Raw genomic sequence first — 18,638 nt, 5'->3', positions numbered from 1 at the left:
CCTTGTTCAATAATACGATTTTGGATTTGCTTCATCAGAACTCCCAATCCTTCTCCACCAATACAGTGAGGTAAAGTTAAATTGAGATCTTCACTGGCTTTGTCTAACATGGAGTCAAATTGACTACCTGTATTGGAATTATCAGATGAGTAATCTTTTAAGGTAATTTTATGAATGGGATAGCAAGGGGATTCATTAATAGGTAAAGTAAGTTGTTGATTAACGGAAGTATCCAATCTGATATCAGATTCAGAAGAAAGCATCTGATTTTAAAAATTTTGATATTGTTGAGTTCTTTGCTATTCTCTTGCATCAAGTTGATTCAAAGAATCGATAGGTGGGGGAGCTGCAAAAGTGAGTAGCGAACAACTACTTGCAACGATAAATACGAGCGGTTTTATATTCATAATCATTACTACATTAGTCTGTCATCTCATAGGTATAATGTTACATAAAATATGTTTAAAAAATAAACATATTCTTTTTAAATAACAAATAGATAGATAATATTTTATACTAAATAAAAATATGCTATGACAGGTAATATGAATAATACCTAAAAAAGTCTATACCAATATTTTAATATTAACTAACCGCTTGTAACATTATCTACCCTGAAATTCATGAATATCTCTAAGCTCTTTCTGTTCAATTAAGACTAAAATGGCAGCTGCTCCTCCCCATTCTCGAGGGGCTTGGTGTAATGCCATTACTTTTGGATGTTGTACTAGCCACCGTGGGATCTGATATTTTAATGTTTTGGTCCCATATCCTGTCATAATACTTGCACAGTGAACTCGCTCTCTTTCACAAGCAAGAATTAATGCTGCAAGTTCTTTTTTCGCTTTTTCTCGAGTTAATCCATGAAGATCAAGAAATAACTCTGGCTCAAAATCACCACGACGTAATTGCTTTAAAATATGAGGATCAACATCTTCACGACGATAACGAACCTTTTCATTTTCATCAGTTAATAATGGTTCATATTCATCTGAAAAATAGAATAATGTATCCTCTTGTTCTTTTAACTCTCGTATTTCACTTATTTTTTCACGATGCTCGTTTTTTGGGAAAAAAGTATCTTGTTTAATCTTTTTTACCCCTTTAATTGCTTCATGAAATAAAGAAAAATCATCATTCTCCGGCATTACCTATCCTCCAAAACTTATTTTCCTCATTCTAACATAAAGGGAAATATGGTATAACACTTCCGTTTTTATTAACTAGAGAAAATACTATGTTTGAACCCCATTATAATCTGGATTTGTTGGATGAAATTAATTCACCAACACAGCCAATAGAACAAGACTTACATACAATTTTGGATATGATGCGTTGGGCATATAGCTATTTTAATGCTTCTGATCTTTATTATGGACATGGACTAGATAATGCTTGGGATGAAGCTAACCAGCTTGTGTTAAGTGCTTTATCTTTACCAATTGATATACCCGAAAGCTTATATTCATCTCGTTTAACCCTCATAGAAAAAAAACGCATCGTTGAAATGGTAAAACAACGTTTAGGATTAAGAAAACCTATTGCTTATCTTACTAATTCAGCATGGTTTTGTGGTTTAGAATTTTATGTTGATGAGCGAGTGATTATTCCCCGTTCACCAATTGGTGAACTCATCCAAGAAGGATTTACAGGTATTTTGTGTACAGAACCTAAACGTATTTTAGATATGTGTACAGGAAGTGGCTGTATTGCTATTGCTTGTGCAGATCGCTTTCAACAAGCTGAAATTGATGCGGTTGATCTTTCTATTGATGCCTTAAATGTGGCTGAAATTAATATCGATCGTCATCAACTTAATCATCGTGTATTTCCACTTCAATCGGATCTATTTGATTCACTACCACAAGATCATTATGACCTAATTATTACTAATCCTCCTTATGTAGATGAAGAAGATCTTGATACTATGCCAGAAGAATTTCACCACGAGCCTGAAATGGCATTAGGTTCAGGTAGTGATGGATTAACGATTACTAAACGAATCTTAGCTCAAGCAGTAGATTATTTATCTGACAATGGTGTTCTTGTATGTGAAGTAGGTAATAGTATGTTACATCTAATTGAACAATTTCCAACTGTTCCATTCCATTGGCTTGAATTTAAACATGGTGGGATTGGTGTATTCAGTCTAACTCGTGATCAACTTAAAAATAATCAACATTTATTTGCTAAGGAATAATTTTTCTAATTTATTTCATTAAAAAAACTAAATAATATTGATAAAATTCCCCTTTTTAGGTATATCTATACAATAAAATTTTACCTAAAAAGAGGATAAACAATGAGCCAACTTTACGAATCTATGCGTCATAACATTCATATGCTAGGCGATTTTCTCGGTGAAACTATTCGAGATGCACAAGGTAATGAAATTTTAGAACTCATTGAGAATATTAGACAACTTTCTCGAAGTTCACGTTCAGGGGATGAAAAAGCAAGAGAAGAATTACTTGATATCCTCGCTAATATTTCCACAGAGAATGTAATTCCTGTTGCAAGAGCATTTAGTCAATTCTTAAATCTAACCAATATTGCAGAGCAATACCAAACAATTTCACGTCACAGTCAAGATTCATTATTAGGCGATCGTTCACTTGGACAACTATTTGAACGGCTAAAATTACAAAATATATCCCCAAAAAAAGTGATCGAAACTGTAGAAAAACTACTAATTGATCTTGTTTTAACTGCTCATCCTACTGAAGTAACTAGACGTTCACTTGTCAATAAACATGTCGAAATTAATCGTACCTTGAGTCGATTAGAACACGACGACTTAACAGAAAAAGAAACCACTAAATTAAAACGCCGTTTAATGCAACTTATTGCATTAGCCTGGCACACTGATGAAATTCGTACTAAACGCCCAACGCCAGTGGATGAAGCAAAATGGGGAATGGCTGTTATTGAAAATAGCTTATGGAAAGCCGTTCCAGAGTTTTGTCGCCAAGTTAATTATCATTTAGAAAAAAATTTCGGCGTCCAACACCCCGTTAGTCTAGCTCCTGTTCGCTTCTCTTCTTGGATGGGGGGCGATAGAGATGGTAATCCATTTGTGACAGCACAAACAACCCGACAAGTACTGCATATGAATCGTTGGAAGGCCGCTGAACTATTTTTAGAAGATATAAAATCTCTAGCTGATGAACTTTCTATCATTAATTGTACACCTGAGTTTCGTGAAAAATATGGTGATCATAAAGAACCTTACCGCATCTTAATGAAAGAGTTGCGTAATAAATTAACAAACACCGTAACCTATTATGCAGAATTATTACAAGGTAAAACGTTAAGTATTAACTCAAAAGATATACTAACTAATGATGAACAGTTATGGGAACCATTATACGATTGCTACCAATCTCTACAAAAATGCGGCATGCGAATTATTGCAAATGGTGGGTTGTTAGATTGTCTCCGTCGTGTGCGTTGTTTCGGATTAGGTTTATCACGCCTTGATATTCGTCAAGAAAGTACTCGCCATACAATGGCTATTGCTGAAATCACTCGTTATATTGGACTAGGCGACTATTCACAATGGACAGAAGATGATAAACAAGCTTTCCTTGTGCGTGAATTAAGCTCTCGTCGTCCTCTTGTTCCAACTAATTGGCAACCGAGTCCTGAAACACAAGAAATACTAGATACTTGTAAAGTCGTAGCAGAACAACCAGAAGGTGTTATTTCTGCCTATGTTATTTCAATGGCAAGAGATGCCTCTGATGTGCTTGCTGTACACTTATTGCTGAAAGAAGCTGGCTGTAAAATCAATATTCCTGTAGCTCCATTATTTGAAACATTAGACGATTTAGATCGTTGTGAAAAAGTAATGACAAATCTATTTAATATTGGTTGGTATCGTGGAGTTATTAATAATCAACAGATGGTTATGATTGGTTATTCCGATTCAGCCAAGGATGCTGGAATGCTTTCTGCCTCTTGGGCACAGTATCGTGCACAAGAAGCACTAGTAAATCTTTGTGAACAATATTCGATTGAATTAACTTTATTCCACGGTCGTGGTGGTACTATTGGTCGTGGTGGTGCACCAGCTCATGCTGCTCTACTTTCACAACCGCCACGCTCACTAAAAAATGGCTTACGAGTGACAGAACAAGGGGAAATGATCCGCTTTAAACTTGGTTTACCTGCTGTAGCCGTTGAAAGTTTGGATCTTTACGCAAGTGCAATATTAGAAGCTAATTTATTCCCACCTCCAGAACCAAAACAAGCATGGCGTGAAATGATGAATGAAGCCTCTAAGATTTCTTGTGAACAGTACCGCAATATTGTACGGGGAGAAGCTGATTTTGTACCTTACTTCCGAGCGGCAACTCCAGAACAAGAGTTATCAAAATTACCACTTGGTTCTCGTCCAGCTAAACGAAATCCAAATGGTGGTGTTGAAAGTTTACGTGCAATTCCTTGGATCTTCGCATGGATGCAAAATCGCTTAATGCTTCCTGCATGGCTTGGTGCAGGGTCTGCTCTGCAACAATTTATTAATGATGGGCAAGAAGAATTACTTAAGACAATGTGTCAAGAATGGCCATTCTTCTCAACACGAATCGGAATGCTAGAGATGGTATTCAGTAAAGCTGATCTATGGCTTGCAGAACATTACGATCAACGATTAGTGCCAGAAAATTTACATCATTTAGGTGAAACATTACGCAACCAATTACAATCAGACATTAAAACAGTACTATCACTTGCTCATGATGGACAGCTTATGGCAGATTTACCTTGGATTGCAGAATCCATTGCATTACGCAATATTTACACCGATCCACTTAATCTACTTCAAGTAGAATTACTACATCGATTACGTTCACAAGGAGAAAATCCAAATCCAGAATTGGAACAAGCATTAATGATTACTATTACAGGAATTGCTGCAGGTATGCGTAATACTGGGTAGAGACCGAATAAGCTACAATATTCTTCTACAAACTGACAACTTATTTATATAAGTAGTCAGTTTGTATTGTATTTTATATTTTTTTAAATATAACTGTGTAGCTACATAAACACACAAGACAAACTTATATTTACTTTTATTATAAAATAATTTTTGAAATTATTTTGAACTTAAATATAAAATATCAGTCCTAAGAAGCAACTATGTGCTAAGCTATAAGCTGTAAAATTAGTAAATAGTAGTTTTTTTCATTTTTGGGTAAAAGCCTCACCCAATATTTTAACTAAAAATATTGGGTTTTTTTTATGCTTTTAAATAAGAATGAGTATAAGAATAAATGGGATCTTTAATAAATATTTTTTTGTTATAAATATTACGGACAAGCTACAGATACTGGAATTTGAGACCGGATTCCTCCAGCTAAATTACTTAGTTCTTCCATTTTATTAATTATGATATATTTACCTTGAACGGAAATCATGCCACTTTTTTGAAAACGTCCAAGTAATCGACTTATTGTTTCAATCGTCAATCCCAAATAGTTCCCGATATCACCTCTAGTCATTGTTAAACGAAATTCTTTAGCAGAAAAACCTCTAGCAGAATAACGTTGCGATAAATTATATAAGAATGCCGCTAACTTTTCCTCAGCACTCATTTTAGATAAGAGTAAAATCATTTCCTGATCACTTTTGATTTCGCTACTCATTAAGCGCATAATTTGATGTCTAATCTTTGGCATTTTACCTGCAAGATCATCTAAAATATCAAAAGGAATTTCACAAATCATCGAAGTTTCAAGTGCTTGAGCAAATCCTATATGTTTCATATCAATAATAGCATCAAACCCGATTAAATCGCCCGGTAAGTGAAAAGCTGTAATTTGCTCCTCTCCACTCTCACTAATTGTATAGCTTTTGATTGTTCCAGAACGGATTGCATAAATGGACTTTAATTCCTCACCAGACTGAAAAATAATTTGTGATTTTTGAACAGGTTTTTTACGCTCAATGATATTATCTAATTGAGTTAATTCATGTTCATTAAGTGTAAAAGGAAGACAAAGCTGACTAATACTACAATTTTGGCAATGAATTGTGCAAGTTGTTCTTCCATTTGTTTTTGAATCAGATACAATTTTCATAGTCGGAAATTTGTTACTTAAATTTGATTTAGAACAAATTCTAACATATTTTTTATAAAATGTAGAGCAGATAAATTATTTCAATAATGGGGAAATTATGGCAGCAGAAAAACTCACTAAAAAACGACTAATACAGATAATTATTATGCTTATTATCTTAATTGGATTATTTCTTTATCGGACCTACACCTATTAAACCAATATAATAAAATAGGGACTTCTCTTTCCTATTCCTATTTATTTAGTTTTTCTTTGTAATGGCGTCGACAAACAGAAAGATAGGTATCATTACCACCAATCTGAATTTGCTCTCCGTCAGATATAGCTTTACCTTGCTTATTCATTCTAATTACAAAGTTTGCTTTTCGTCCACAATAACAAATTGTTTTTAGCTCTTCGAGCTGATCTGCCCAAGCGAGTAAATATTTACTGCCTTCAAATAACTCTGCTTGAAAATCAGTTCTTAATCCATAACACAAGACAGGAATATTAAGCTTATCGACAATTTCAGTCAATTGATAGACTTGGTCTTTAGTTAAAAACTGAGCCTCATCAATCAAGATACAATGCAATGTTTGTTGTTGAAGATGTTCACTTACTTCCCGAAATAAATCACTCATCGGATAAAATAAATGAGCTTCTTGAGATATACCAATACGTGAAGCAACTTTACCTACACCATAACGAGAATCTATCGCTGCAGTATAAACTAATGTATTCATTCCACGTTCTTGATAGTTATAGGAAGATTGAAGTAAAGTTGCTGATTTTCCTGCATTCATCGAGGAGTAATAAAAGTAAAGTTTCGCCATGAGATAGATTCTATAAAAAACGGCTAATTCTGAATTTATTCCAAAATTTAGCCGCTTCTTTTTAAGTTAAGATTAAAATTAAACGTTGTCAATTTGACCTAAAAGTGAACGCAAACGATCTTGGAAATTTTGATGTTCCGCTTTAAGTTGTTCATGTTCTTGACGTAGCGTTTCGTTGGTACGATTTGCTGTTTCATTTTTTTCTTTTAGTTCTTCAATTTCTAGTTGAAGTAATTGAATGGTTTCAACTGCTTGTTTAATTTTTCCTTCAAGTTGATCAAGAATTTCTACTGACATAATGTTTCCTCTTTTAATAACGCTTTGTGTAATAAGATTCTACCGCAATAGACAGTGCTTTTCATTATAAAGTTTTAACTGAATATAAAATCTCTATAAAAAATAGCCAATTAATCCTATTTTACACGAGAAACATATTCACCAGAGCGAGTATCAACACGGATTACTTCGCCAATTTGAATAAATAAAGGAACACGTACTACTGCGCCTGTACTTAATGTTGCTGGTTTACCACCTGTTCCTGCTGTATCACCTTTTAAACCCGGATCAGTTTCAATAACTTCTAATTCAACGAAATTAGGTGGCGTTACACTGATTGCGGTACCATTCCACAATGTAATAATACAGTCTGCTTGATCGACTAACCATTTTTCGTTATCGCCTAATGCTTTTGCATCAACTGAAATTTGTTCAAATGTTTCTGGATGCATGAAATACCAGAAATCATCGTCTTTGTAAGAATAAGTGTAGTTGTAATCAACTACATCTGCCGCTTCGACTGAAGTACCTGATTTAAAGTTAATTTCTAATACTTTACCTGAAATTAATTTACGAATTTTTGTACGGGTAAATGCTTGACCTTTACCCGGTTTCACAAATTCATTTTCTACGATTACACAAGGTTCGCCATCTTGAATAAATTTTAAACCCGGTTTAAAGTCTGTGGTGCTATAAGTCGCCATTGTTATCCTCAAAATAAACTAAGTGCCTTTTAGGCAAGAATATGTAATAAAAAGAGGTGCATAATACAACATTTTAGTATTTTGAACCATCTTAAATTATTTGTAATATTGCAAAATTTTTTGCAAAAGTGACCGCTTGTATAACTACTTTACTAAGCTAGATTTGAGTTTCCCCTTTTGCAATTCAATATATCGGGCTTTAATAATTTCCCGAAAATTATCGTTTATGCTAGACCAATCCAATACATCAACTTTCCAAGGCAGATCAGATAGAGAAAATGCCTCTGTCAGATTAGACAAAGTCAGTAAAGATAGTGGTTTTTCCGTTTTTATTACTAAATCTAAATCAGAATAAGTTTTTGAGTTTCCATTTACTCTAGAACCAAATGCCCAAACATCAAACTCAGGAACATAATGAGATAAGATATTTTTAACTATTAATTGTTGCTCTTGAGTTAAATCAATCATGTAAATGCTCTTGTAATTTATCTTTTAAAAACTTCACTTCATTAAGAAACTTGGGGATACCCTCAACTACAACAATTGCGGTATTTTCATCATACGTATGACTTGTTCGACTACGCATTTCTCTATATTGTTTCCAATCTAGCCAATTTCCTATGAGTAACGATTTCTCATTGGCTGAGCGAATTAAATCTTGAAAACTCATTCCATCATACTCTGTTGGATTTGCTGAAATAGATTCCAAATAACGTTTTAAGATTTTATGGCTAATTTCATAAGTAAATTCAAATCGCTGAATTAATCCATCCCTGATTTGTGTATCACTTGTATCTTGCTGATAACGAGTAAAGCCCTCATCAAGCCTAACAACAGCATTAACTAAAGGTGAAATATCCAGTTTAGCCATCTTCTTTCCTTAAATACTTTTACAAAAATACTGATAATCTTACCGCTTGTATTAAACTTAAAACTTCCTACTTCTTCTTAGTAGGTCGTTGCCAACCTTGAATATGACGTTGTGCAACACGAGAAATCACCAATTCATTTTCTGCAATATCTCTAGTTACTGTTGTTCCTGCACCAATAGTTACGCCATTTGCAACGGTAACAGGAGCTACTAATTGAGTATCTGAGCCGACAAACACATTGTCGCCAATAATCGTTTTGAATTTATTTGCACCATCGTAATTACAAGTGATCACCCCTGCACCAACATTAGTATTAGAACCGATCTGTGCATCACCGATATAAGTTAAATGATTCACTTTAGAACCTTGAGCAATTTCTGCATTTTTGATTTCAACAAAGTTACCAATATGGGTTTCATCCGCCAAATTTGTACCCGGGCGTAAGCGTGAGAATGGCCCAATTTTTGCTTGTTTACCGATAATAGCATCTTCAATAACTGAATAAGGTTTAATTTCTACACCATCACCTATTTCACAATTTTTAAGTACCGAACCTACTCCGATTTTTACACCATTACCTAATTTTACTGAGCCTTCTAAAATTACATTGACATCAATTTCTACATCTTTTCCGTGAGCAACTGTACCACGTACATCAAAACGATTTGGGTCAATAATAGTTACACCTGCGAGTAATAATTTTTCTGCTTCTCGTTTTTGATAGTAACGTTCTAAATTAGCTAGTTGTAAGCGGTTATTTGCTCCTTCAACTTCCATTAGATTCGTTGCTTGTACCGCTTGAACAGTAAATCCATCTTTATTTGCCATAGCGATAATATCGGTAATGTAATATTCGCCTTGTGCGTTGTTATTGTCTAATTGAGCTAACCACTTTTTGAAGCTCGCACCATTAGCAACCATTACACCCGTATTAATTTCTTGGATTTTAAGTTGCTCTGGGTTGGCATCTTTTTGCTCTACAATTGCAACTACTGAACCATTTTTACGGATAATTCTGCCGTAGCCTGTTGGGTTATCTAACACCACAGTTAATAATGCAATACCATTTTCAGGTTTCGCTGTAATTAATTTTTCTAGTGTTGCTTGTGTAATTAATGGCGTATCGCCATAAAGCATAAGGATATTTTCATCATCAGCAAAAAATGGGGCTGCTTGTTGCATTGCGTGTCCTGTTCCTAACTGCTCCGCTTGTAATACCCAATTCACAGGTTCATCTACTAGACGTTGTTGTAATAATTCACCACCATGCCCATAAATTAAATGGATTTTATCCGCAGAAAGTTGTTTTGCTGTATCAATCACATGTTTAACCATTGGTTTACCTGCAATCGGGTGTAAAACTTTAGGTAAATCTGAATACATTCTAGTACCTTTACCTGCCGCTAAAATTACTACACTAAGTTTATTCATTGTTAATTCCTATCATTCAATAATGTTGGCACTATTCTACCTAAAATCAGTCATAAAATAAAAACAAACAAGCGGTTAGATTTTGCAAAAGTTTTGTAAAAATTACTTTTTATTATTTATTCTGATTAAATAAACGCAACTTTGATTTGTCACAAATCATTATTATCAAAAAAGTAGTATGCTATTAATACCTGATAAAATTAGTCAGGTATTTGTTTTAGAAAAAATCGGAGTAATTATGTTAGATCAACAAACTAAAGACATTATTAAAGCCACCATCCCAGTTTTAGAGCAACATGGTACGACAATAACTCAAACATTTTATAAAAATATGTTTGAAGCTCATCCGGAACTTCTCAATGTATTTAATAAAACTAACCAAAAACAAGGTCGTCAACCAATGGCATTAGCTACCACAGTATTAGCTGCTGCAAAACATATTGATAATTTAGCGGATATCTTACCTCACGTTGTTCAAATTGGTCACAAACATAGAGCTTTAGAAATTAAAGCTGAACATTATCCAATTGTGGGAGAAAATTTACTCAAAGCAATAAAAGAAGTACTTGGTGATGCTGCTACTCCAGAAATTATAGATGCTTGGGCAAAAGCTTATGAGATAATTGCTGATATCTTTATAAAAGTTGAAAAAGAAATGTATGATCATTCTGCATGGAGTGGATTTAAACCATTTAAAGTAATAAATAAGCGTGCTGTATCTAATAATGTTATAGAATTTACAGTCAAACCCGATTTTACTCTACCTAAAATTGTAGCAGGTCAATATATTACTGTTAGAGTACAACCAAAAGGCGAAGAAAATCTTTCATTACGCCACTACTCTATTTGTTCAATAGATACTTCCGAAGGGTTAAAGTTTGCAGTAAAACGTGAAGGTGAAGGAGATAAAAAAGGCCTTGTTTCTCATTATTTACATGATGAAATAAATATTGGTGATACTCTAGAATTTACAGCTCCAGCAGGTGATTTTTTACTTGTTGAAAATGAAAAACCACTTGTTTTATTAAGTGGAGGTGTAGGTATAACACCACTCCTTGCTATGTTAGAATCTCAAGTTTCTAAAAATCCATCTCGACCTATCCATTGGATACATTCTTGTTTTAATGAACAATATCACGCATTTAAAGCAGAATCTGAATTGTTACTCTCTAAGGCAAAACATGCAACATCTGATATTATTTATACAGAACATGCTAATAGAATTGATGATACTTTTATAAAGCAACATATCCCACAAGATGCTGAAATTTATTTATGTGGTTCGATCTCATTTATGGAAGGAATGTTGAAGCACCTAACTGAAAATGGATGGCAAGAGAATAATATTCACTTTGAACCATTTGGACCAAAAATGAGTGTAGTGAGCGTTTAACTTATAAATCTTAGATAAAATAAGCGGTTAGATTTTTCAAAACTTTTTGAATTATCTAACCGCTTATATATTTTGAGAGCTAAATACAGAATATACTTATCTTAGTTCTATTTTTCTGTCACTAATTTTGTTTCTTTCTCATCAAATTCCATAAGTGGTTTATGGTTACTTGCCAAGAATGTATAAATTACAGGAAGAACAAACAATGTAAACACCGTTCCAACAGCCAAGCCTGATACAATTACTACTCCAATACTAAATCTCATTACCGCACCAGAACCTTCAGCAAATAATAATGGTATTAAACCTGCAATCATTGCTGCTGTTGTCATAAGAATTGGGCGCAAACGAATTTTTGCTGCATAGAAGATAGCTTCTGCACGAGATTTTCCGTTATGTAACTGCTCTTCTTTTGCTACTTCACACATTAAAATACCGTGCTTAGTGATTAAGCCCACAAGGGTAATTAATCCTACTTGAGAATAAATATTTAGTGTCGCTCCTTGTATTTTGAAGAAAGCTAGTAAATTTAGCACTAATAAAGCACCACTTATTGCTAATGGTACAGAAACTAAGATTACTAAAGGATCTCGCCATGATTCAAATTGAATTGCTAACACAAGATAAATTAGTATAACAGCCAATGCAAAAGTGAGCACTAAAGCACTACCTTCTTGTTTAAATTGGCGAGATTCACCCATAAAGTCATATTGATAACCTTCTGGTAAAATTTGTTCTGCTTTTGTTTCAGCCCATTTTACTGCATCACCAATAGAACTTGAAACGACTCCACCAATAGTTGCTGAATTTAATTGATTTAATCTAGTCAAACTTGCTGGTTGAGTATCTAATTCCATTGTTACGAAAGTACTTAGAGGAATTGCATCACCATTAACTGCTTTAACAAAATACTTACCTAAATCTTGTGGATTTAAACGTTTTTCACGCTCAACTTGCGAAACGATATTATAAGAGCGCCCATCAATATCCACACGAGCTAATGTTGCGCCTGATAAATAACTACCTAAAGTTGAACTAATTTGTCGAGCGGTAATACCATAAGCCCCCATTTTTTCACGATCTAAATTAATTCGTATTATCGCTGTATCAAATTTTAAATCTAAACGATTGAAGAAAAATTGTCCTGAACGTTGGGCTTCTTCTAAGAAGTTTTGAGCGACTTGAGCTAATTCTCTATAAGAATGAGCGGTTGTGATAACAAAAGTAAATGGTAATCCGCTCTCTCCAGTAGAAATTTCTGCTGGTTGGAATGTCATGATAGAGGCTTCAGGTACACGATCAGCAACTTCTTTTATCTTATTAAGCACCTCTACTTGCGAAAGATCTCGTTCAGTAGATGGTACTAATGGAAATAGCAAAAATGCACCATTAGGTCTAGGAAAACCTGGCATTATTTGTGTTGCACTCACTTCAGGAATTTGTTGTGATTCCACTGCAAATGGTGTTAAAACTTCTTGCATATAATCTAGGTTCACATTTGCAGGGCCATTTGCAAGTCCCATTACAATTCCTTTGTCTTCATTCGGTGCTAACTCAGTCGATAATGAATTAAATAAGAACGGTAATGTTGCAAAAATAGCAACAGCAAAAACGAGCATTGATTTACGCATTGTCATGATAAATACTAACGCATTAGTATAACATTTGGTCATACGAGCCAAAAAACTTTCTACTCTACGCTCTAACCAAGTTGGGTTATCAGCATGTTTTAAAATACGGCTAGACATCATTGGTGATAATGTTAATGCTGCAATACCAGAAATAAATACTGCACCAGCCAATGTTAAAGAGAACTCTTTAAATAATGTTCCCGTAATCCCTTCCATTAATGCCATTGGTGAATATACTGCAACTAGAGTTATCGTCATTGCAATAACCGGTGTTGCAATCTCTCGTGTACCAATAATCGCTGCTCTAAATGGCGTTTCACCTTCTTTAATATGTCTATCTACATTTTCAAGAACTACAATTGCATCATCTACCACTAGACCAATTGCTAGAATTAATCCTAATAGTGTCAATAAGTTGAGTGTAAACCCAAATCCTTGTAGTACCATAATAACCCCAATAAGTGAGATTGGAATAGTAACAACAGGAATTACCATTGCTCTAAATGAACCTACGAACATAGTAATAACAACTAATACAATCACAGTCGCTTCAATAATAGTTTTAATTACTTCTGTTATTGAGTGATTAATTGAGATCGTTTTGTCATACATAATATTTGCATTCATTGATGCAGGAAGACTTGATTTAACTTGCTCAAATACAGGATAGAGATTTTTTGCAACAGTTAAAGAGTTAGCATTACTTGCTGATTCAATCGCCAAGATAACAACATCAGCACCATTTACAATAGCACGGTTACTATCACTACTTTTATCCAATTCAACTTTTGCTAAATCTTTCAATTTAATTTGGCGACCATCTTTTGTGGTTTGTAAAACAACATTTTCTAACTGTTCTACACTTCGAGTAGTTGATTCAACCTTATTACTATAAGCAGTGTAATAGCCATTAGCATCACCAGCAGCTGTCTGCACATTATTTGATGATAATGCTGTGATAACATCTGGTGCGGATAAGCCTAAGCCAGCCATTTTATCAGGATCTAACCAAATTCGAAGACCAAAGGTTGCACCACCGAATTGGTTAACCTTCGATACACCATTTACAGTAAAAAACTGAGGTTTGACTACACGCTCAATATAATCTGTCATTTGTGGCGAAGATAGTTTATCTGATGTGAACTGAATAAACATGATCGCATCCATTGCACCAGATGATGCTGAAATAGCTGGGTCATCAATTTCAGAAGGTAATCGAGAACGTACTGCACTTACCTTTGATGAAATATCTGCTACTGCAATGCTAGGATCTGTATTCAATTTCATTTTTACAGTAATAGTACTTCTATTCGGTGCACTTGAAGAGGTAATATAGTCAATATTATCAGCTTCTGCGATAGACTCTTCTAATCTTGAAGTTACAAATGCTTGCATCGTTTCTGCATTCGCACCAGGATAAGTTGTCGTAACTGTTACTATTGTAGTAGTCATTTCTGGATATTCACGAACCTGTAATTTAAAAATCGCTTGTAACCCCATGATCACAATAATAATACTTAAACTGATTGCTAATACAGGACGCTTGATAAAAATATCGGTAAAATTCATGGCTTACCTCATTTATAAACGAGAAGTTCTTTCTGGCTGAGTTGTTCCTGCACCTTTTTTATCAGATACTTCAACCAACGCATTATTTCTTAGCTTTTGAAAGCCACCCGTTACAATCGTATCACCAATTTTCACACCAGATGACAATTGAGCATAAACTCCTTTGCGATCAAGTGTTTTTACTTCAAGTTGTTTTGCACGATACATTTTAGATACATCTTTATTTTGTTTTTCAAATTTTGCTTTTTCTTCATCTGAAAGTGGTTCTAAAATATAGGCTGTTTCACCATACATAGTATAAGTAACAGCAATTTGAGGTACAACTACTTGGTTTTTCTCTGTTGGTAATACAACTTCTACACGAGCAAACATACCTGAATAAAGTTTTTCAGCATCTGAAACCAAAGCTTCTATTTCAACAAGCCCTGTTGTATTATCAACCGCAGGATCAATAGCGATAATTTTTGCTGAAAATATCTTGTCAGGAAAGGTATCTGTTGAGACTGAAACAGCTTGTCCAACACTTACACGTGAAAGATCAGTTTGTGGTAAAGAGAAGTTTACTTTCATCTCACTTCTATCTTCTACACGTATAATCTCTGTACCTGCTGCAATAAATTGACCTTCATTAATTTTTACAATCCCTGCTTTACCATTAAAAGGAGCGTAAATTTGACGACGTTGAATTGTCGCCTTTAATGACTCAATATTTGCTAAAAGTTGATTATAGGTTGCTTGAGCCGCATCAAATTCTGCTTTAGAAGCACTTTTAGAAGCAATTAATGAACGGAATCGATCATAGTTTGCTTTCGCTGCTGGAAGTTGTGCTTCAGAAACTTTAAGTGTAGCTTTTTCTACAGAACTATCGAGTTCAACGAGTAATTGCCCCTTTTTAACTTGATCACCCGCTTTCACCAAAATTTTACTGACTGTTCCACTAGTTTGAGAACTTAATATCGTACCCTGTTTAGGACGAATGTAACCTACAGCTTCAATTGTCGGTATCCAGTCTGTTGCAACAACCTTATCTGCAGTCACAAGATTAACTGGTTCAGGCATATGCTCAGCAAACGCTCTTTTTTGTTGGGAAATAAACATATTAAACCCAATGACTCCAACAAAAACTAATATTACTAAGAGTAAAATCCCCCCAAAGCCAAGTCGTTTCCAAACGGGTGGCTTTTCATTTTCTAATGTCATGTTTTCTCCTTACAATTAAAAAGATTAATTAATTATGGCTTTCCAAGTAGAATTAATAACAGTATTTATCAATTCATCTGAGTAAGAATTCTCATGTAAAAGTTGAGAATACATAAGTTGCCAAGCTGTTTTCATACTCATTGAAAATAAAATTTGACTAGGGAGAGAAAGAATAACTCCATCCTTCTGCCCTTGTTTAACAAACTTATTCCATACTGAATTTTCTAGCATGGAATAATGTTTTAAAATCGATCTAAATTGAGGCAATGATTCATACTGATGCATATTTTTCACAATATTCGGATTCTCAAGCATAAATTGCCAAGTAGCTTTCCATAAATGCTGATACTGGTCGAATAAAGGTAAATCAGGTCGATAAGCAACTGCAATTGCCCTATGAAAATTCCCAAACAAATAAATAACAAATTGGCTCAATAAGTCATCCTTATCTTTAAAATACAAATAAATTGTACCGACTGATACACCTGCTTCTTTTGCTATTTTGTGAGTAGATAAATATTGCACGCCATATTTTGCCATCAATGTATCCGTTGCGTTTAAAATACGTAACGCAACTTCATTATGTACTTTTTCTTTTTCCAACATACTGTGACACCATAAACTGAACGTTCGTTCATTCTACCTATTTTTTATTTTTTAGCAAAAGATTACTCATCAAGTGTTATAAATTTTGCTCATTAATAGCAAAAAATTTGTAGAAACTGACCGCTTGTATAAAAAGCCACAGCTTTTCTTGCCTCATTTAATGACTTTCCGCAAACGTTTGCGTTATAATTTACATGAAATTTTAATACTAAAATCTTAAGGAATTCTGAATGAGTGATCGTCCAATTAAACAAGCGTTACTAAGTGTGTCTGACAAACAAGGTATCGTAGAATTTGCAACCGGCTTATCTCAACGTGGAGTGAAGCTTTTATCAACAGGTGGAACTGCTAAACTTCTTGCAGAAGCTGGCTTACCTGTGACTGAAGTATCGGATTATACGGGCTTCCCTGAAATGATGGACGGGCGTGTTAAAACCCTTCACCCTAAAGTTCATGGTGGTATTTTAGGGCGTCGTGGTACTGATGATGCGATTATGCAACAACACGGCATTGAGCAAATCGATATGGTGGTGGTAAATCTTTACCCATTTGCAGCAACTGTTGCCAAAGAAGATTGTACCCTTGAAGATGCGGTAGAAAATATTGATATCGGCGGGCCAACAATGGTACGTTCTGCGGCGAAAAACCATAAAGACGTGGCGATTGTGGTAAATAATGCAGATTTTGATTCCATTCTCACTGAAATGGATCAGCATCAAAATAGCTTAACGCTAGAAACCCGTTTTAATTTAGCGATTAAAGCCTTTGAACATACTGCACAATACGATTCAATGATCGCAAACTACTTCGGACAAAAAGTTCCACCATATCAAGGTGCGGCAGAAGAAGATTTAACTCAACCAAGCGGTCAGTTCCCGCGTACATTAAACTTAAATTTCACTCGTAAACAAACCATGCGTTATGGCGAAAATAGCCATCAAAATGCCGCTTTCTATATTGAAAATGAATTAAAGGAAGCAAGTGTAGCGACAGCTGTTCAATTACAAGGTAAAGCATTATCTTATAACAACATTGCCGATACAGATGCTGCATTAGAATGTGTGAAAGAATTTTCAGAACCAGCTTGTGTGATCGTAAAACACGCAAACCCTTGCGGTGTTGCATTAGGACAAGATATTTTAGAGGCTTACGAAAAAGCGTATCAAACAGACCCAACCTCAGCATTCGGTGGCATTATTGCCTTTAACCGTGAATTGGATGGCAAAACAGCACAAACCATTGCTGATCGTCAATTTGTTGAAGTCATCATTGCGCCAAGTATTTCAGAAGAAGCCAAAACAGCGTTAGCGAAAAAGAAAAACGTGCGTGTATTAGAATGTGGCGAACTGCCAACTGAACCAGCAAATCGCTTAGATTTTAAACGAGTAAATGGTGGTTTACTGGTACAGGATGCTGATTTAGGACAGGTTGATATTGAAGATTTGCAATTTGTGACAGAACGTAAACCAAGTACAGAAGAAATGGATGACCTACTATTCTGCTGGAAAGTAGCAAAATACGTAAAATCTAATGCAATTGTTTACGCTAAAAACAAACAAACAATCGGTATTGGTGCGGGTCAAATGAGCCGAGTTTATTCTGCAAAAATTGCAGGTATCAAAGCAGAAGATGAAGGTTTACAAGTACAAGGTTGCGTAATGGCATCGGATGCATTCTTCCCATTCCGTGATGGGATCGATGCGGCAGCGAAAGTCGGCATTACTTGTGTCATCCACCCGGGTGGTTCAATGCGTGATCAAGAAGTGATTGATGCGGCAAATGAACACGGCATGGCTATGGTTCTCACTGGAATGCGTCATTTCCGTCACTAATTATTAAAAAATGCCCTTAACAAGCGGTCAGTTGTTGAGGGCATTTTGCAAAATATCATATCTAACAAGCACACTCCCTCCTATTTTTAAATGTAACATTTTGTTTTTTATATATTAATTGATTTAAAAACAAAACAAGATTAAAATCCCTATAAGTCAAAATTTTGGCTAATTCCATTGCTATATCTCATTACCCATCTACTTACAGGTTAATAAATCATGAAAA

The 18,638-nt window shown here is 34.7% G+C and carries 15 protein-coding genes and 1 pseudogene; 4 read left to right on the top strand and 12 right to left on the bottom strand.

The window, feature by feature from the left end; genetic code table 11:
* Positions 1-263, bottom strand: a pseudogene (locus Q1J40_RS06865) (ShlB/FhaC/HecB family hemolysin secretion/activation protein); the annotation flags it as partial.
* A gap of 342 nt (positions 264-605) precedes the next feature.
* Entirely contained in the window at positions 606-1,148 is a 543-nt protein-coding gene (gene smrB / locus Q1J40_RS06860; protein WP_301099333.1) for an endonuclease SmrB, read from the bottom strand.
* Positions 1,149-1,237: 89 nt separating this feature from the next.
* Between smrB and prmB the strand changes: the two genes are divergently transcribed.
* Both prmB and ppc read left to right on the top strand, forming a co-directional pair.
* Positions 1,238-2,200, top strand: coding sequence for a 50S ribosomal protein L3 N(5)-glutamine methyltransferase (prmB, locus tag Q1J40_RS06855; RefSeq protein ID WP_301099332.1), 963 nt, complete (start codon positions 1,238-1,240; stop codon positions 2,198-2,200).
* 102 nt (positions 2,201-2,302) lie between these two features.
* Positions 2,303-4,942: a phosphoenolpyruvate carboxylase gene (ppc, locus tag Q1J40_RS06850; protein ID WP_301099331.1), complete on the top strand. Its 2,640-nt coding sequence runs from the start codon at positions 2,303-2,305 to the stop codon at positions 4,940-4,942.
* 373 nt (positions 4,943-5,315) lie between these two features.
* Here ppc and fnr read toward each other — a convergent pair whose 3' ends face one another.
* The 7 genes from fnr to glmU form a co-directional block, all read right to left on the bottom strand.
* Positions 5,316-6,086: a fumarate/nitrate reduction transcriptional regulator Fnr gene (fnr, locus tag Q1J40_RS06845; protein WP_301099330.1), complete on the bottom strand. Its 771-nt coding sequence runs from the start codon at positions 6,084-6,086 to the stop codon at positions 5,316-5,318.
* 233 nt (positions 6,087-6,319) lie between these two features.
* On the bottom strand, positions 6,320-6,898 hold the full coding sequence (locus Q1J40_RS06840; RefSeq protein ID WP_301099328.1) for a thymidine kinase: 579 nt from the start codon (positions 6,896-6,898) through the stop codon (positions 6,320-6,322).
* A gap of 78 nt (positions 6,899-6,976) precedes the next feature.
* Positions 6,977-7,195, bottom strand: coding sequence for a cell division protein ZapB (gene zapB, locus Q1J40_RS06835; RefSeq protein WP_301099326.1), 219 nt, complete (start codon positions 7,193-7,195; stop codon positions 6,977-6,979).
* A gap of 116 nt (positions 7,196-7,311) precedes the next feature.
* A complete protein-coding gene (gene efp / locus Q1J40_RS06830) occupies positions 7,312-7,878 on the bottom strand; it encodes an elongation factor P (RefSeq protein WP_121120788.1) in 567 nt (188 codons plus the stop codon).
* A gap of 144 nt (positions 7,879-8,022) precedes the next feature.
* Positions 8,023-8,346: a nucleotidyltransferase family protein gene (locus Q1J40_RS06825; protein WP_301099323.1), complete on the bottom strand. Its 324-nt coding sequence runs from the start codon at positions 8,344-8,346 to the stop codon at positions 8,023-8,025.
* Entirely contained in the window at positions 8,339-8,749 is a 411-nt protein-coding gene (locus tag Q1J40_RS06820; RefSeq protein ID WP_301099321.1) for a nucleotidyltransferase substrate binding protein, read from the bottom strand. The genes Q1J40_RS06825 and Q1J40_RS06820 overlap by 8 nt, the downstream gene beginning before the upstream one ends.
* Before the next feature lie 67 nt (positions 8,750-8,816).
* Positions 8,817-10,181 carry a bifunctional UDP-N-acetylglucosamine diphosphorylase/glucosamine-1-phosphate N-acetyltransferase GlmU gene (gene glmU / locus Q1J40_RS06815; RefSeq protein WP_301099319.1) on the bottom strand — a complete coding sequence of 455 codons (1,365 nt, stop codon included), beginning with the start codon at positions 10,179-10,181 and terminating at the stop codon, positions 8,817-8,819.
* A 238-nt stretch (positions 10,182-10,419) separates the two neighbouring features.
* On the opposite strand from glmU, the gene hmpA reads away from it, so the two are divergent.
* The gene (gene hmpA, locus Q1J40_RS06810) at positions 10,420-11,574 is read left to right on the top strand and encodes an NO-inducible flavohemoprotein (RefSeq protein WP_301099317.1); all 1,155 of its coding nucleotides are present in this window, start codon (positions 10,420-10,422) and stop codon (positions 11,572-11,574) included.
* A gap of 107 nt (positions 11,575-11,681) precedes the next feature.
* Here hmpA and Q1J40_RS06805 read toward each other — a convergent pair whose 3' ends face one another.
* From Q1J40_RS06805 to Q1J40_RS06795, 3 genes are read right to left on the bottom strand one after another with little or no spacing between them, the layout of a single operon-like run.
* Positions 11,682-14,774, bottom strand: coding sequence for an efflux RND transporter permease subunit (locus Q1J40_RS06805; protein ID WP_301099315.1), 3,093 nt, complete (start codon positions 14,772-14,774; stop codon positions 11,682-11,684).
* A gap of 12 nt (positions 14,775-14,786) precedes the next feature.
* The gene (locus Q1J40_RS06800; protein WP_301099313.1) at positions 14,787-15,974 is read right to left on the bottom strand and encodes an efflux RND transporter periplasmic adaptor subunit; all 1,188 of its coding nucleotides are present in this window, start codon (positions 15,972-15,974) and stop codon (positions 14,787-14,789) included.
* A gap of 24 nt (positions 15,975-15,998) precedes the next feature.
* The gene (locus Q1J40_RS06795; RefSeq protein ID WP_301099312.1) at positions 15,999-16,580 is read right to left on the bottom strand and encodes a TetR/AcrR family transcriptional regulator; all 582 of its coding nucleotides are present in this window, start codon (positions 16,578-16,580) and stop codon (positions 15,999-16,001) included.
* A gap of 230 nt (positions 16,581-16,810) precedes the next feature.
* Between Q1J40_RS06795 and purH the strand changes: the two genes are divergently transcribed.
* Positions 16,811-18,412, top strand: a complete 1,602-nt coding sequence (gene purH / locus Q1J40_RS06790; protein WP_301099310.1) for a bifunctional phosphoribosylaminoimidazolecarboxamide formyltransferase/IMP cyclohydrolase — start codon at positions 16,811-16,813, stop codon at positions 18,410-18,412.
* Positions 18,413-18,638 lie beyond the last annotated feature (226 nt).

The sequence above is a fragment of the Otariodibacter sp. genome (assembly GCF_029256985.1).
In the GTDB taxonomy this organism is placed as follows: Bacteria; Pseudomonadota; Gammaproteobacteria; order Enterobacterales; family Pasteurellaceae; genus Otariodibacter.
This window is presented reverse-complemented; position numbering and strand designations above follow the sequence as displayed.

Excerpts from the sequence above, each read along its gene's own strand:
- smrB (WP_301099333.1), bottom strand. The coding sequence starts at position 1,148 with ATGCCGGAGAATGATGATTTTTCTTTATTTCATGAAGCAATTAAAGGG.
- prmB (WP_301099332.1), top strand. The coding sequence starts at position 1,238 with ATGTTTGAACCCCATTATAATCTGGATTTGTTGGATGAAATTAATTCA.
- ppc (WP_301099331.1), top strand. The coding sequence starts at position 2,303 with ATGAGCCAACTTTACGAATCTATGCGTCATAACATTCATATGCTAGGC.
- fnr (WP_301099330.1), bottom strand. The coding sequence starts at position 6,086 with ATGAAAATTGTATCTGATTCAAAAACAAATGGAAGAACAACTTGCACA.
- Q1J40_RS06840 (WP_301099328.1), bottom strand. The coding sequence starts at position 6,898 with ATGGCGAAACTTTACTTTTATTACTCCTCGATGAATGCAGGAAAATCA.
- zapB (WP_301099326.1), bottom strand. The coding sequence starts at position 7,195 with ATGTCAGTAGAAATTCTTGATCAACTTGAAGGAAAAATTAAACAAGCA.
- efp (WP_121120788.1), bottom strand. The coding sequence starts at position 7,878 with ATGGCGACTTATAGCACCACAGACTTTAAACCGGGTTTAAAATTTATT.
- Q1J40_RS06825 (WP_301099323.1), bottom strand. The coding sequence starts at position 8,346 with ATGATTGATTTAACTCAAGAGCAACAATTAATAGTTAAAAATATCTTA.
- Q1J40_RS06820 (WP_301099321.1), bottom strand. The coding sequence starts at position 8,749 with ATGGCTAAACTGGATATTTCACCTTTAGTTAATGCTGTTGTTAGGCTT.
- glmU (WP_301099319.1), bottom strand. The coding sequence starts at position 10,181 with ATGAATAAACTTAGTGTAGTAATTTTAGCGGCAGGTAAAGGTACTAGA.
- hmpA (WP_301099317.1), top strand. The coding sequence starts at position 10,420 with ATGTTAGATCAACAAACTAAAGACATTATTAAAGCCACCATCCCAGTT.
- Q1J40_RS06805 (WP_301099315.1), bottom strand. The coding sequence starts at position 14,774 with ATGAATTTTACCGATATTTTTATCAAGCGTCCTGTATTAGCAATCAGT.
- Q1J40_RS06800 (WP_301099313.1), bottom strand. The coding sequence starts at position 15,974 with ATGACATTAGAAAATGAAAAGCCACCCGTTTGGAAACGACTTGGCTTT.
- Q1J40_RS06795 (WP_301099312.1), bottom strand. The coding sequence starts at position 16,580 with ATGTTGGAAAAAGAAAAAGTACATAATGAAGTTGCGTTACGTATTTTA.
- purH (WP_301099310.1), top strand. The coding sequence starts at position 16,811 with ATGAGTGATCGTCCAATTAAACAAGCGTTACTAAGTGTGTCTGACAAA.